Raw genomic sequence first — 13,610 nt, 5'->3', positions numbered from 1 at the left:
GCATGAGCAGACCTACCGATTTCGCTCAGCGATGGTTTTTGGCTAAAGGCTGGAAGCCGTTTCCTTTTCAGAAAGAAGTCTGGGCGGCGGTGAAGAAAGGAGAATCCGGCCTGCTGCACGCCAGCACCGGGTCGGGCAAGACTTACGCCGTGTGGTTCGCCGCGCTCAACCGCTTTGCACGCGCAAATGCGCCGGTTACCGAAGAAAAGCCGCGCAAACGCAAACCACCCGCCGCGCCGCTGGCCGTGATGTGGATCACGCCGATGCGCGCCTTGGCGGCAGATACCGCCCGAGCCCTCGAAGCTCCGCTGACTGATCTCGATATTCCCTGGACGGTCGGTCTGCGCACCGGCGACACGAGCAGCAGCGAGCGCGCTCGCCAAGGGCGCCGCCTGCCCTCGGCGCTGATTACAACGCCCGAGAGCCTGACACTGCTGCTGACCCGAGCCGACGCCGAGACTGCCCTGTCGACATTGAGAGTGGTCGTGGTAGATGAGTGGCACGAGCTGATCGGCAACAAGCGTGGCGTACAGCTGCAATTGGCACTGGCGCGACTGAGACGCTGGAATCCGGAACTGATTGTGTGGGGCATCTCGGCAACCCTGGGCAATCAGGTACATGCTCAGCAAGTCCTGCTTGGCGACAGCGGGGTAAGCGTACAAGGCAAGGTGATAAAGGACCTGACCGTCGACACGCTGTTACCGCCTTCCATCGAGCGGTTCCCCTGGGCCGGACACATGGGCCTGCGCATGTTGCCTCAAGTGGTCGCCGAAGTGGACAGCAGTGCAAGCTGCCTGGTGTTCACCAATACGCGCTCGCAATCGGAAATCTGGTATCAGGCGCTGCTGGAAGCCCGGCCTGACTGGGCTGGGCTCATCGCCCTGCACCACGGCTCGCTGGCCCGCGAGGTGCGCGACTGGGTGGAGCGCGCGCTCAAGGAAGGCCAGCTCAAAGCCGTGGTGTGCACGTCGAGCCTGGATCTGGGCGTCGACTTTCTGCCCGTCGAGCGCGTGCTGCAGATCGGCTCGCCCAAGGGCGTCGCGCGCCTGATGCAACGCGCGGGGCGCTCCGGCCATGCGCCGGGCCGGCCTTCCCGTGTGACGCTGGTGCCAACTCACAGCCTTGAACTGGTGGAAGCCGCTGCCGCCTGCACGGCAGTGGCGGCGCGGATGATCGAGCCGCGCGAATCGCCTTACCAGCCACTGGATGTGCTGGTGCAGCATCTGGTGAGCGTCGCACTGGGCGGCGGCTTCCTGCCCGACGAACTGCTGGCTGAGGTACGGACCGCCTGGGCCTATCGCGATCTCACCGATGAGCAGTGGCAATGGGCGCTGGCATTCGTGCGCAACGGCGGGCATTCGCTGACCGCCTATCCCGACTATCGCCGCGCCGAACCGGACGAGCACGGCGTGTGGCGCGTGCCCGATGCGCGTCTGGCCCGACGCCATCGGATGAGCGTCGGCACCATCGTCAGCGATGCGACCATCAATCTCAAATACTGGAAGAAAGGCGGCGGCGGAGGCTCGCTGGGCAGTGTCGAAGAAGGCTTCATCGCACGCCTGCGGCCCGGCGATGGATTTCTGTTCGCGGGTCGGGTGCTTGAATTGGTGCGTGTTGAAAACATGACCGCGTACGTGAAGCGTGCCACGGGCAAGAAGGCCGCCGTGCCGCGCTGGAATGGCGGACGCATGCCGTTATCCAGCGAGCTGGCCGAGGCCGTAGTGGAAAAATTCGACGCTGCTGCGCGGGGGGAATTCAAAAGCCCCGAGATGCAGGCTGTGCGGCCCTTGCTGGAAGTGCAGCAACACTGGTCCGGTTTGCCTCGACGTGACACGCTGCTGGCGGAAACCCTCAAGTCCCGCGAGGGCTGGCATCTGTTTCTGTACCCTTTCGCCGGCCGCCACGTCCATCTCGGTCTGGCGAGCCTGTTCGCCTGGCGGCTGAGCCGCGACACCCCGCTGACGTTCTCGATTGCGGTCAACGATTACGGTCTTGAACTGTTGAGCGCCAGCGAAGTGGATTGGGTGAAAGCGTTGGATGCCGGGCTGTTCAGCGCCGGGGATCTGATGCAAGACATCATTGCCAGCCTCAACGCCGGGGAACTGGCCCTGCGACGGTTCAGGGAAATCGCCCGGATTTCCGGACTGGTGTTTTCCGGCTATCCCGGCGCTTCCAAGAGCAATCGGCAGATCCAGGCATCCAGCGGGCTTTTCTTTGAGGTCTTCAAGCGTTACGACGCGGGCAATATGCTGCTGACCCAGGCTGAAGAAGAAGTGCTGCGCCAGGAACTGGACCTGGTGCGCCTCGAATACACACTTGAACAGATCAACAATCGGACTCTGGATATGCATGTCATCAAACGCGCCACGCCGCTGGCGTTTCCTCTGCTGGTCGAGCGTTTCCGCGAGAGCCTGAGCTCGGAAAAACTCGCCGACCGGATCGCGCGCATGGTCCGCGATCTGGAGAAAGCGGCCGGGCCGGAGGTCGAGCATTGAGCCCCCACCAGACCGTCACGCTTGCGGGAACCGAACTCTGGCTACTGGCCGACAGGGCGATCTACTATCCCGAACACCATGCATTGCTGATCGCCGATGCGCACTTCGGCAAGGCGGCGGCTTATCGCAGACTGGGCCAACCGGTGCCGCACGGCACGACCCAGGTCAATCTGCAGCGGCTGGACCGGTTGCTCGCTGAATACCCCGTCGACCGGCTGATCTTTCTTGGCGATTTTCTCCACGCACCCGAGTCCCACGCCAGGCTTACTCTGGAAGCGCTTGAGCAATGGCGCGCCAAGCATGCGCAGCTGCACATCACGTTGATCCGCGGCAACCATGACAAACGCGCAGGCGATCCGCCTGCGAATCTGGGCATCGAGGTGGTCGAAGAGCCACTGATCATCGGGCCTTTTGCGCTGCAGCACGAGCCAGACGCTCATCCTTCGCTGCACGTGCTGGCGGGGCACATTCACCCGGTCTACCGGCTGCGGGGGCGCGGCAGACAGAGCTTGCGGCTGGCGTGTTTCTATCTGGGCGAGCGGGTCAGCCTAATGCCTGCATTCGGAGAATTCACCGGCGGATTTGCAATCAGACCTGAGCCAGAGAGCCGAATATTCGTCACAGGCGACGGGGCTGTATGGGCTGTGTGCTGAGTGGATTATCGCCAAGGCTGAAACGCTTCATCCGGCCACGTTCACCGCAAGCGACTGTGGGAGGAGCTTGCTCGCGAAAAAGCGTCAGGCACGCACTAACGCGTTGCCATGTCGAAGTCATCGCAAGCAAGCTCCCCCAAAGGGGATGCTGTGAACTGGCAGGATTGGGCCGTCTACCGGGCTGTGAATTCAGGCGACAGGCGAAGGTGGCGGCTCGTCGGGGATCGTAGGCTCACCCGGTTCGGTTGGCTGCTGGAAAGGGGTGTCTGGATCCGGCTGGCCCGGGATACCACCGCCGACCATATTGAGCTGCGGATTCCAATGCGAGTGGGCAAGCAATGACCACGCCAGCAGTCCGATCTCATTGGGCGGAGGAGACGATTCCCGGTCAGATGTTTTGTAGTCTGTCTTCATAGGGCACTCCCGATCAGCAGCCCCGCACACGGAAGGTGTGCGAGGACATGTCAACCAATAGAGTGTTTAAAAGAGCATTAATTCAATTTGCGACCGAATGAAACCGCAAATCAGGTACGTGGCAGAGTGACGCCGCGCTGGCCCTGATACTTGCCGCCACGGTCCTTGTACGAGACCTCGCACTCTTCGTCCGACTCCAGAAACAGCATCTGGGCAACGCCTTCGTTGGCGTAGATCTTGGCCGGCAGCGTCGTGGTATTGGAGAACTCCAGCGTCACGTGCCCTTCCCACTCAGGTTCCAGCGGAGTGACGTTGACGATGATTCCGCACCGCGCGTATGTGCTCTTGCCCAGACAAATGGTCAGCACATTGCGCGGGATCCGGAAATACTCGACCGTCCGTGCCAGGGCGAAGGAGTTGGGTGGAATGATGCACACGTCGCTCTTGATATCGACGAAGCTTTTTTCGTCGAAATTTTTCGGATCGACGGTGGCGGAGTTGATGTTGGTGAACACCTTGAACTCGTCGGCGCACCGTACGTCGTAGCCGTAGCTGGAGACGCCGAAGGAGATCACCCGGTCGGCGCCTTCGCCACGCACCTGACGCTCGACGAAGGGCTCGATCATGCCGTGCTCTTGCGCCATGCGGCGAATCCACTTGTCCGATTTGATGCTCATGGCGTTGTCCTGAATAGCGAGGTGAAGAAAGATGACCGGCATCTTACCGGGCCGTGGCCTCCGGTTCAAAGGCCACGCAGTGCCAGCGCAGTGCCATCAGCAACAGATTCAACGGGTATGGAAATAATCATCTAAAGACCATTGGCACGTTCAACAAAAAGGGTTAAGGTGGCATCACTGTGTTGCTTGTGTCACTGAGAATCTCTACACGATGTTGAATTTCGATCCAACCATCTCCATGAATTTTCCAGCTCTTTGCACTCAGTCTCGGCCAGGGCTCTTCCTGAGTCGCAGTTAACTTTGTCCAAGGAGATACATCATGTCCAATCGCCAAACTGGTACCGTTAAGTGGTTCAACGATGAAAAAGGCTTCGGCTTCATCACTCCACAATCCGGTGACGACCTGTTCGTGCACTTCAAAGCTATCCAGTCCGACGGCTTCAAGAGCCTGAAAGAAGGCCAGCAGGTTTCTTTCATCGCTACCCGCGGTCAGAAAGGCATGCAGGCTGAGGAAGTTCAAGTTATCTAACTTGTACTGATCGCTTGAAAGACCCCGCCCTCAAAAGCGGGGTTTTTTATTGCCTGCGAAAAACTGCTTGAGCCCCGTGGGAGAGAGCTCGCTCGCGACGACGCCGGCATGGCGTTGCACAGCGTGGCAGTCGTCAACGCCCTCGCGGACAAGCGGACCGCCGCCCGGTCCGCCCCCCAACGGTGAGCCGCAGGTCAGTCGTCACTTACCGAAATGGTCGGCATCGGCTGGCTCGCAGCTTCCTGCAGTACGATCCGGGCGCCTACATGGCGCGCCAGTTCCTGATACACCATGGCGATCTGACTTTCAGGCTCGGCAATGGCCGTTGGCCGGCCACCATCCGCCTGTTCGCGGATCAGCATCGATAACGGCAGCGACGCCAGCAGCTCGACGCCGTACTGCGAAGCCAGCTTTTCTCCCCCGCCCTCTCCGAACAGATGCTCGGCATGCCCGCAGTTGGAGCAGATGTGAACCGCCATGTTCTCAACCACGCCCAGCACCGGAATGTTGACCTTACGGAACATCTCGACGCCTTTCTTCGCGTCTAGTAGCGCCAGGTCCTGCGGAGTCGTGACGATCACCGCGCCTGCCACCGGAACCTTCTGCGCAAGCGTCAGCTGAATATCGCCGGTACCAGGCGGCATATCAATGACCAGATAATCCAGGTCATTCCACGCGGTCTGCGTCACGAGTTGCAACAGCGCGCCTGAGACCATCGGGCCGCGCCAGACCATCGGCGTGTTGTCGTCGGTGAGGAATGCCATGGACATGACCTCAATGCCATGCGCTTCGATTGGCACGAACCACTTCTGATCCTTGATCTTCGGCCGCGTCCCCTCGGCAATACCAAACATCACGCCCTGACTCGGGCCATAGATATCAGCATCGAGGATGCCGACCCGCGCACCTTCGCGCGACAGTGCCAGCGCCAGATTGGCCGCCGTGGTGGACTTGCCCACCCCGCCCTTGCCGGAGGCAACCGCCACGATGTTCTTCACATTGGCGAGCCCGGGTATCTGCCCCTGAGCCTTGTGCGCCTGAATCACCGTGGCGATGTCGACACGCGCCGCCGTCACGCCATCCAGACCTTCGATGGCCGTTTTCAGCACCTGGGCCAGACCGTTCTTGAACAGCGCAGCGGCGTAGCCAAGCTCGATCTGTACGTGGACCTGGCCGCCCTGAATATCGATGGCCCGCACGCAACCGGCGCTGACCGGGTCCTGATTCATATAGGGGTCGGTGTACTGGCGAAGAATATTCTCCACCGTTGCGCGACTGACTGCGCTCATGGCTGGCTCCGAAAAGACTGACTGAAACAGGCGGCTATCCTAACCGTTCTGGCGGGCGGCGACATGCTTTCGCCGCGCATTCCGGACCAATCCCACATCGCGGCAAGGTGAAAAAAATTCCTCAGGCCTTTATAGTGGCCGACCTCCGTTTCACTTCAAGTAGCCGAGCCCATGTCCGAGCCACGTCAGATTCTCGTTACCAGCGCCCTTCCCTATGCCAACGGTTCCATCCACCTTGGCCACATGCTCGAGTATATCCAGACCGACATGTGGGTGCGGTACCAGAAACATCGCGGCAACCAGTGCACCTACGTCTGCGCGGACGATGCCCACGGCTCGGCGATCATGCTGCGCGCCGAGCGCGAAGGCATCACGCCCGAGCAACTGATCGACAACGTGAAGGCCGAGCACAGCGCCGACTTCGCGGACTTCCTGGTGGACTTCGACAATTTCCATTCGACCCATTCGGACGAAAACCGCGAACTGTCGAGCATGATCTACAAGCGGCTGCGCGATGCCGGGCATATTGCTACCCGCTCGATCACCCAGTACTTCGACCCGGAAAAGAAAATGTTCCTGGCCGACCGTTTCATCAAGGGCACATGCCCGAAGTGCGGCACCGAGGATCAATACGGCGACAACTGTGAGAAATGTGGCGCCACCTACGCGCCAACCGATCTGAAGGATCCGAAGTCGGCTATCTCCGGCGCAACGCCGGTCCTGAAGGATTCCAAGCATTTCTTCTTCGACCTGCCCGCGTTCGACACCATGCTCAAGAGCTGGACCCGCAGCGGCGCCTTGCAGGACGCGGTCGCCAACAAGCTTGCCGAGTGGCTGGACACCGGCCTGCAGCAGTGGGACATCTCTCGCGACGCGCCGTACTTCGGTTTCGAGATCCCTGACGAGCCGGGCAAGTACTTTTATGTCTGGCTGGACGCCCCCATCGGCTACATGGCCAGCTTCAAGAACCTCTGCGCGCGCCGCCCGGATCTGGACTTTGACGCCTACTGGGCCAAAGACTCGACGACCGAGCTGTATCACTTCATCGGCAAGGACATCGTGAATTTCCACGCGCTGTTCTGGCCGGCGATGCTTGAGGGCGCCGGGCTTCGCAAGCCTACCGCCGTCAACGTTCATGGCTATATCACCGTCAACGGCCAGAAGATGTCCAAGTCGCGCGGCACCTTCATCAAGGCGCGCACCTACCTTGAGCATCTGTCGCCGGAATACCTGCGTTATTACTATGCCTCGAAACTGGGCCGCGGCGTCGACGACCTGGATCTCAACCTCGAAGACTTCGTGCAGAAGGTCAACTCTGACCTGGTCGGCAAGGTCGTGAATATCGCCAGCCGTTGCGCCGGTTTCATTCACAAGGGCAACGCCGGCGTGATGGTCGACACCAATGCCGCGCCGGAGCTGACCGACGCGTTCCTGGCCGCCGCACCGAGCATTGCCGAAGCCTACGAAGCGCGTGACTTCTCACGAGCCATGCGCGAAACCATGGCGCTGGCTGATCGCGCAAATGCGTTCATCGCTGACAAGGCACCGTGGGCGCTGGCCAAGCAAGAGGGCAAGCAGGACGAAGTGCAGGCGGTTTGCGCTCTGGGCGTCAACCTGTTCCGTCAACTGGTAATTTTCCTCAAGCCGGTATTGCCCGCCCTCGCCGCCGACGCCGAGAAATTCCTCAACGTCGCGCCTCTGACGTGGGACGACCACAAGACCCTGCTGACCAACCACACGCTGAATCCGTTCTCGGCGCTGATGACGCGCATTGATCCAGCGAAAGTCGAAGCCATGACCGCCGCTTCCAAAGAGGACCTGGTCGACACGAACGCCGAGGCCGCGCCCAAGGGCAATGGTGAACTGACCAAGGACCCGCTCAGCGCGGAGATCGACTTCGACACCTTTGCCGCGGTCGACCTGCGTGTCGCCCTGATTCTCAAGGCCGAACACGTCGAGGGCGCGGACAAGCTGCTGCGTTTGACTCTGGATATCGGAGATGAGCAGCGCAACGTGTTCTCCGGCATCAAGAGCGCCTACCCTGACCCGGCGGCGCTGGAAGGCCGGCTGACGATGATGATTGCCAACCTCAAGCCACGGAAGATGCGTTTCGGCATCTCCGAAGGCATGGTGATGGCCGCCGGCCCTGGCGGAGAGGAGATCTATCTCCTGAGCCCGGACAGCGGTGCTAAGCCTGGCCAACGCATCAAGTAATGACGACAAGGCCCGGAGCATCCTGAGGATGCTTGCGGGCCTTTGTCCGTCCGCCGCTTCCTGCGTCTACGCTTCACTCAGGAATTCAGAGCACCACCCGCCTGTTCGCCCTGCGACACGACCATGACTGACGCTGCTCCCTACACTCTGCCTGGCGCCACGCCTACTGACCTGATTGAGCGTATCGATGCGCTGCTGCCGCAGACCCAGTGCGGAAAATGCGGCCATCCCGGCTGCCGGCCTTACGCGCAGGGCATCGCTGCCGGCGAGCCGATCAGTCGATGCCCACCCGGTGGCCAGGAAACTATCGTGCAACTTGCGCAGTTGCTTGGTACCCCGATTCTGCCTCTGGACACCGAACGTGGTTCGGCGCCCGCGCAGATCGCCTACATTCGCGAGGCCGAGTGCATCGGCTGCACCAAGTGCATTCAGGCGTGCCCGGTCGACGCCATAGTCGGCGCGGCGAAGCTGATGCATACCGTTCTGATCGATGAATGCACCGGCTGCGACCTGTGCGTCGCGCCCTGCCCGGTGGATTGCATAGAGATGCGTCCGCTGCCTCGTTCCGGGGTCACGCCGATCGTAGGCGGTCTGGCCAGCACAGCCGAACAACATCGAGCTCGATCCCGAAAGCGCCAGCACGCTCGCCAACGCTTCGAGGCCCGCACCGTGAGGCTCCGGCGAGAGCTGGAGCAGCGTACGTCCGCAAGGGCGACACGTCAGCCCACCGGCGTGCAGGCCGGTGCTGGTATGCCTGGCAACGCGTCAACGCCAGGCGTGCCGACCGAAAGAGCCGCAGGTGACGAGGCGCTGAAGAAGGCCCGCATTGCTGTCGCCATGAGCCGCGCCCAGCTTCACAAGTCGCTGAAGGCATTCGGTCACCCTCCGGTGGCGGAACAGGCTGCACAACTGGTGGAACTGCAAAAGGCATTCGAAGCCACGGAACGTGAACTCGAACGACTCATGTGCGCCGCAGCGACAACTACCGCTCCGCTCCGTGACACGCCAATGGTCGACAACGGTGCCGTCAAACGGGCAAAGATTCAGCTCGCCATGGCCCGCGCGGCCTACAGCAAGGCCTGCGCGGCACCGTCATCGGCAGACGAGCAAGACGCTTTGCGCGCTGCCATGCATCAGGCAGAGTGCGCTCTGCAACAGGCGGAAAGTTAGAAACCGCCACCGCTGGTGCCCCACCATCGAGCTATTCGAGGACACGCTTTACTCATGAACGCTGCCAAACGTCTGGAAATCTTTCGCAGGCTGCACGAGGACAACCCCGACCCCAAGACCGAGCTGGCATACACGACGCCGTTCGAGCTGCTCATCGCCGTGATTCTCTCCGCTCAGGCCACAGATGTCGGCGTAAACAAGGCCACCGCTCGGCTGTATCCGGTCGCCAATACGCCGCAAGCCATTTACGAATTGGGCGTCGAAGGCTTGTCCGAGTACATCCGCACCATCGGCCTGTACAACAGCAAAGCGAAGAACGTGATCGAAACCTGTCGACTGCTGCTGGAGCGGCACGGCGGCGAAGTCCCGCAGACTCGCGAGGCGTTGGAAGCTCTGCCGGGGGTCGGACGCAAAACCGCCAATGTCGTTCTCAACACCGCGTTCCGACAGGTAGCGATGGCCGTCGACACCCACATCTTTCGGGTCAGCAATCGCACCAACATTGCGCCCGGTAAAAACGTGCTCGAAGTTGAAAGGCAATTGATGAAATTCGTCCCCAAGGACTACCTGTTGGACGCGCATCACTGGCTCATTCTTCATGGCCGTTACGTATGTCAGGCCCGCAAACCTCGCTGCGGAAGCTGCCGTATCGAAGACCTTTGCGAGTACAAGCACAAGACTTCGGATGATTGATCGGTAGGCCGTTACGGGGCGAATCGATTGAAAAAATCTTTTTTACCCGCTCCGAGAATGTCGCTATAAGGTGCGCCAATGATAGTCAAGCCTGGAGTCGACTTGATGAGCACTGGCAAAGAGCAATTGGACGTTGATGACGAGTTTATCGCTGTCGAAGCTGACGACAGTGAGCAGGTGGCTGTCGAGCCTGCGAAGACCAATCTCAGCAAGCGACGCACCATCGACAATCTGCTTGAAGAGCGTCGCCTGCAAAAACAGCTGGCCGACTACGACTTCGACCTCTAGCGATTCGGAGCCCACCAGGACCGCCAACGTCCGCCCCGCGTTTTGAAAGCCTCCCCGCCCGAGAGGCTTTGACCTGGCCGCCTGCCAACCTGAAAACTACCCCGCGGGGCTCACACAAGTCCGTTACGTTGGGCGAGCTCGATCAGGTCCACCAGGGAATGCGCGTTAAGCTTGAGCAGGAGGCGGGTTTTGTAAGTGCTGACCGTTTTGTTGCTGAGAAACATGCTATCCGCGATTTCCTTGTTCGTCTTGCCCCGGGCAAGCTGCTGCAGCACCATCATTTCACGGCCGGACAGGCGGTCCACCATGTCCGCTTCGCTGGCGTTCCCCATGCTCGAACGGACAGTGTGCAGCGCCTGGTTGGGGAAGTAGCTGTAGCCAGACAGAACCGCCTTGATCGCACTCAACAGCTCGGTAAGGTCCTGCTGCTTGCAAACATAACCGGCGGCTCCCGCCTGCATGCAGCGCATCGAAAAATGACCGGGAGCCTGGGACGTCAGAATCAGGATCTTGAACGGCAACGTCATGGCTGACAGACGTGCGATGACCTCCAGACCATCGAGTTTGGGAATGCCGATGTCTAGAATGACAATGTCGGGCAAGTGCTCACGAGCAAGTTGCAAAGCGTCTACACCGTTGTCGGTCTCCGCAATGACTTCGTAGCCATGACGCTCCATCAGCATGCGTACAGCAAGGCGAATGACGGGATGATCATCCACGATCAGCACTTTATTCATGGGGCAGTCCAGTTTCGATATTCGAATTTTCAGAGTCGGCACAATAACTTAGTCGTTTAGTGCTTTGCATGACGCTCACCCCTTCGGACACACAGCCAAAGACCGTTCCCACAAACAGAGCAGAAATCTCCTACAAAACTAGACACGAACGAACTGTTTTCCATGATTATCACAAGCTTCCCTTTAGGATACTGCTGAAGTTTGTGCCATCCACCCTCGCGCACTTGAAAACCACGACGGGTCAGACAGCGACTGCACCGAGACCGGCACTTACCTTATTCATTCCCAGCTGGCCGTTCACGGCCTGTCAGATACAAAAACTTATAATGAAACAGCTGCGCCGCCAGCCTCAGACCCTCCTCCTGCTGTGAGCACGCCATGCCCGGAAACCAAGGACTCCGGCCGAATCGACGAGGCGGAATGGCTGTGGATCCATGCCCCAGAATAAGCGCATTCGAAAAATGTGCCATTGCCCAAGGAACATAAATTATTGCTGAGGATCGATGCCTCTCCCGCAGCAATACGCCGCCCCCGCGTTGAAAACTACACATTCCCAAGTATTAAATTCATACAAATATGTATTTAGGGACCTTTCCTACATAACAAACAGATATTTCTTACAATAATCGAGATTCTCAGCATGCCCGGACTCACCCGACCCAATATTTCCTTCCAAAAGGACGGAGCTGTCAGCTTCCGGATATACAGCTCGGTATTCCGCCACGACCTCACGCGAACGCCTATCGGAGCCTCCACGTAGAAGGCCTGAGAGCCTCTGATTTAACTTTTAGCTCATTCGACCTGTAGCTAATACGATATTACGGTTCGAATCCATACCTGACAGGGCAAACAGGAAAAGTACTACAGAACTAACAGACGATGAAAACAGCCACGTAAGACGACACCAATTCAGCCATCCGAATTGATGTTTCCAGCCACTTTTTCACTTGCAAATTCTATTACCAGTCGTTACTTTTTTGAGAAGGGCTCGTTAGTTCCTTCCAATTAACAGTGCACAACTAGAGAAAAACAACTTTCCTCTGTATGGCATTTCCATGAGCCGAACGATATTTAATATAGGGACTCGTTTTATCGAGACATCCGAAAGGATTCGGACAACATGAACATGGCCAACCGCGTACGTTCACCTCAGCGCAGTTTGACTTGGGCTGTGATTACGCCCTGGTAGTGGCCATGTGTATAACCATGTTCAAAAAGGGACATACCATGAACAACAAGTCATCTTATCCAAAATCCGAAGACTCGACTGCTTTCGATCTGTCTGCGGCGGTGGAAGATTTTGTCTCTCAAGGAGGAGTCATTTCCGTAATCCCCCAAGGCGGCACAGCGGAAATGCCTGCCCCGTATGGCGTACAGGAAACCAGCCCTCAAGAGCTTGAAGCCGAAAAAACCAGCAAGCTGGAATTACTGAAAGGACTGGTCGCCAAGGGCGCAGGCGTATCCGCCCTCCAGTATTCCCTGAGAATGAACAAGAAGGAGATTCGTCAGCTTGCGACCGACAACGGGGTAAAAATCAGCTACAGCCGCCCCGTCAAAATCATACGCAAGCAGGTACTGCCCGAGACCAGTGATGTAGACGACGTCGTCGCCGGGCACGCCATGCATTACTCCTCCCTGGGCTACACGGTTCCGGAAATAGCGCAGGTCATGGACCTGAGCGTCCGGCAGGTATGGGACATCGGCAAGGCATACCGCTTCCAGTTCCGTCAGAACAGGGAACCGGATCAATCCTGAGTTCGCACCCCCGATCACATGCCCTGCGCGGCGATGCTGTGTCGCGTCACCGTCCAGGGCATTACGAGGCTCGCCTCACACGCACATGGAAACAGCAGCATGAAATACCTCCCTCGTACCATCAACCCTATCAGCGTGATCGTCATATTTGCTGGCCTTTCGGAAGCATCGGCCACAGGCGTGCTGCCTTATCTGGATGCCGATACCCGGCGGATCTATATCTGGTTCCTCATCGCCTTTCCCTCGGCCCTGGTGCTGATGTTCTTCCTGACATTGAACTTCAACCATAAAGCTCTTTATGGACGGTCAAATTGTTCGAGCATGCAACACGTTATAGCCACTGGCGATCGCAAGCTGCAAGCCACGCGCAACCCGAAACTTTGCGATATCTGCTCCTGTGAAGTTTCATTGCAGGGCAAAAAGACGCCTGACGCTCCGCAACAGCCCTTACAAATTGTAGGAAGTAGCGACTAGCAACTGGGATTAATCTAGCAGAACGGTAAGAAACCCAACACTTCCGCATAAACCATTGAAAACATTGGCGTGTAACTCTGCAGCGTTATTTATGCATTCCAGAATGCACCATCACGCTTGGCGAAATCCGGACTAACATTTCCATAGCCGTTAAAATCGCAAGGAGCAAATGATGCTGGAAGTATATCGCTACCGTGTTGCACAACAGACCAAAGACTCGCT

The 13,610-nt window shown here is 58.7% G+C and carries 13 protein-coding genes; 9 read left to right on the top strand and 4 right to left on the bottom strand.

Annotated features, from left to right (window positions below):
* Nucleotides 1-2 precede the first annotated feature (2 nt).
* Together J3P77_RS05415 and pdeM are read left to right on the top strand one after the other, a co-directional pair.
* On the top strand, nt 3-2,495 hold the full coding sequence (locus J3P77_RS05415) for a ligase-associated DNA damage response DEXH box helicase (protein ID WP_434680143.1): 2,493 nt from the start codon (nt 3-5) through the stop codon (nt 2,493-2,495).
* Nucleotides 2,492-3,148: a ligase-associated DNA damage response endonuclease PdeM gene (gene pdeM, locus J3P77_RS05410; protein WP_434680141.1), complete on the top strand. Its 657-nt coding sequence runs from the start codon at nt 2,492-2,494 to the stop codon at nt 3,146-3,148. Before J3P77_RS05415 ends, pdeM begins: the two co-directional genes overlap by 4 nt.
* Before the next feature lie 189 nt (nt 3,149-3,337).
* Here pdeM and J3P77_RS05405 read toward each other — a convergent pair whose 3' ends face one another.
* Entirely contained in the window at nt 3,338-3,562 is a 225-nt protein-coding gene (locus J3P77_RS05405; RefSeq protein ID WP_434680139.1) for a hypothetical protein, read from the bottom strand.
* Nucleotides 3,563-3,672: 110 nt separating this feature from the next.
* Nucleotides 3,673-4,239, bottom strand: coding sequence for a dCTP deaminase (gene dcd / locus J3P77_RS05400; RefSeq protein ID WP_002554836.1), 567 nt, complete (start codon nt 4,237-4,239; stop codon nt 3,673-3,675).
* Nucleotides 4,240-4,558: 319 nt separating this feature from the next.
* Here dcd and J3P77_RS05395 point away from each other — a divergent pair, with 319 nt between their 5' ends.
* Nucleotides 4,559-4,768 carry a cold-shock protein gene (locus J3P77_RS05395; RefSeq protein ID WP_002554837.1) on the top strand — a complete coding sequence of 70 codons (210 nt, stop codon included), beginning with the start codon at nt 4,559-4,561 and terminating at the stop codon, nt 4,766-4,768.
* 194 nt (nt 4,769-4,962) lie between these two features.
* Here the strand turns inward: J3P77_RS05395 and apbC are convergent, their stop codons facing one another.
* Nucleotides 4,963-6,057, bottom strand: coding sequence for an iron-sulfur cluster carrier protein ApbC (apbC, locus tag J3P77_RS05390; RefSeq protein ID WP_434680137.1), 1,095 nt, complete (start codon nt 6,055-6,057; stop codon nt 4,963-4,965).
* A 171-nt stretch (nt 6,058-6,228) separates the two neighbouring features.
* Between apbC and metG the strand changes: the two genes are divergently transcribed.
* The 4 genes from metG to J3P77_RS05370 all read left to right on the top strand — a co-directional run bounded on the left by metG (nt 6,229) and on the right by J3P77_RS05370 (nt 10,422).
* Nucleotides 6,229-8,271 (top strand): methionine--tRNA ligase, encoded by a 2,043-nt coding sequence (gene metG, locus J3P77_RS05385; RefSeq protein WP_434680136.1) that lies wholly within the window; start codon nt 6,229-6,231, stop codon nt 8,269-8,271.
* A 123-nt stretch (nt 8,272-8,394) separates the two neighbouring features.
* Nucleotides 8,395-9,441: an electron transport complex subunit RsxB gene (rsxB, locus tag J3P77_RS05380; protein ID WP_434680135.1), complete on the top strand. Its 1,047-nt coding sequence runs from the start codon at nt 8,395-8,397 to the stop codon at nt 9,439-9,441.
* A gap of 54 nt (nt 9,442-9,495) precedes the next feature.
* On the top strand, nt 9,496-10,134 hold the full coding sequence (nth, locus tag J3P77_RS05375) for an endonuclease III (protein ID WP_434680133.1): 639 nt from the start codon (nt 9,496-9,498) through the stop codon (nt 10,132-10,134).
* A 105-nt stretch (nt 10,135-10,239) separates the two neighbouring features.
* Nucleotides 10,240-10,422 (top strand): PA3496 family putative envelope integrity protein, encoded by a 183-nt coding sequence (locus tag J3P77_RS05370; RefSeq protein ID WP_434680132.1) that lies wholly within the window; start codon nt 10,240-10,242, stop codon nt 10,420-10,422.
* Between the two features lie 110 nt (nt 10,423-10,532).
* On the opposite strand, the gene J3P77_RS05365 is transcribed toward J3P77_RS05370, so the two are convergent.
* Complete coding sequence (locus tag J3P77_RS05365) at nt 10,533-11,159, bottom strand: response regulator transcription factor (protein WP_125831275.1); 627 nt, start codon at nt 11,157-11,159, stop codon at nt 10,533-10,535.
* Between the two features lie 1,227 nt (nt 11,160-12,386).
* On the opposite strand from J3P77_RS05365, the gene J3P77_RS05360 reads away from it, so the two are divergent.
* The gene (locus J3P77_RS05360) at nt 12,387-12,914 is read left to right on the top strand and encodes a hypothetical protein (RefSeq protein ID WP_434680130.1); all 528 of its coding nucleotides are present in this window, start codon (nt 12,387-12,389) and stop codon (nt 12,912-12,914) included.
* Between the two features lie 99 nt (nt 12,915-13,013).
* Complete coding sequence (locus J3P77_RS05355) at nt 13,014-13,388, top strand: hypothetical protein (RefSeq protein ID WP_434680129.1); 375 nt, start codon at nt 13,014-13,016, stop codon at nt 13,386-13,388.
* Nucleotides 13,389-13,610: the final 222 nt, after the last annotated feature.

Source organism: Pseudomonas sp. R1-18 (assembly GCF_051132095.1).
Taxonomy (GTDB): Bacteria; Pseudomonadota; Gammaproteobacteria; order Pseudomonadales; family Pseudomonadaceae; genus Aquipseudomonas.
This window is presented reverse-complemented; position numbering and strand designations above follow the sequence as displayed.

Coding starts and splice junctions, on each gene's coding strand:
- J3P77_RS05395 (WP_002554837.1), top strand. CDS start 4,559: ATGTCCAATCGCCAAACTGGTACCGTTAAGTGGTTCAACGATGAAAAA.
- dcd (WP_002554836.1), bottom strand. CDS start 4,239: ATGAGCATCAAATCGGACAAGTGGATTCGCCGCATGGCGCAAGAGCAC.
- J3P77_RS05365 (WP_125831275.1), bottom strand. CDS start 11,159: ATGAATAAAGTGCTGATCGTGGATGATCATCCCGTCATTCGCCTTGCT.
- rsxB (WP_434680135.1), top strand. CDS start 8,395: ATGACTGACGCTGCTCCCTACACTCTGCCTGGCGCCACGCCTACTGAC.
- J3P77_RS05360 (WP_434680130.1), top strand. CDS start 12,387: ATGAACAACAAGTCATCTTATCCAAAATCCGAAGACTCGACTGCTTTC.
- apbC (WP_434680137.1), bottom strand. CDS start 6,057: ATGAGCGCAGTCAGTCGCGCAACGGTGGAGAATATTCTTCGCCAGTAC.
- J3P77_RS05355 (WP_434680129.1), top strand. CDS start 13,014: ATGAAATACCTCCCTCGTACCATCAACCCTATCAGCGTGATCGTCATA.
- J3P77_RS05415 (WP_434680143.1), top strand. CDS start 3: ATGAGCAGACCTACCGATTTCGCTCAGCGATGGTTTTTGGCTAAAGGC.
- nth (WP_434680133.1), top strand. CDS start 9,496: ATGAACGCTGCCAAACGTCTGGAAATCTTTCGCAGGCTGCACGAGGAC.
- metG (WP_434680136.1), top strand. CDS start 6,229: ATGTCCGAGCCACGTCAGATTCTCGTTACCAGCGCCCTTCCCTATGCC.
- J3P77_RS05370 (WP_434680132.1), top strand. CDS start 10,240: ATGAGCACTGGCAAAGAGCAATTGGACGTTGATGACGAGTTTATCGCT.
- J3P77_RS05405 (WP_434680139.1), bottom strand. CDS start 3,562: ATGAAGACAGACTACAAAACATCTGACCGGGAATCGTCTCCTCCGCCC.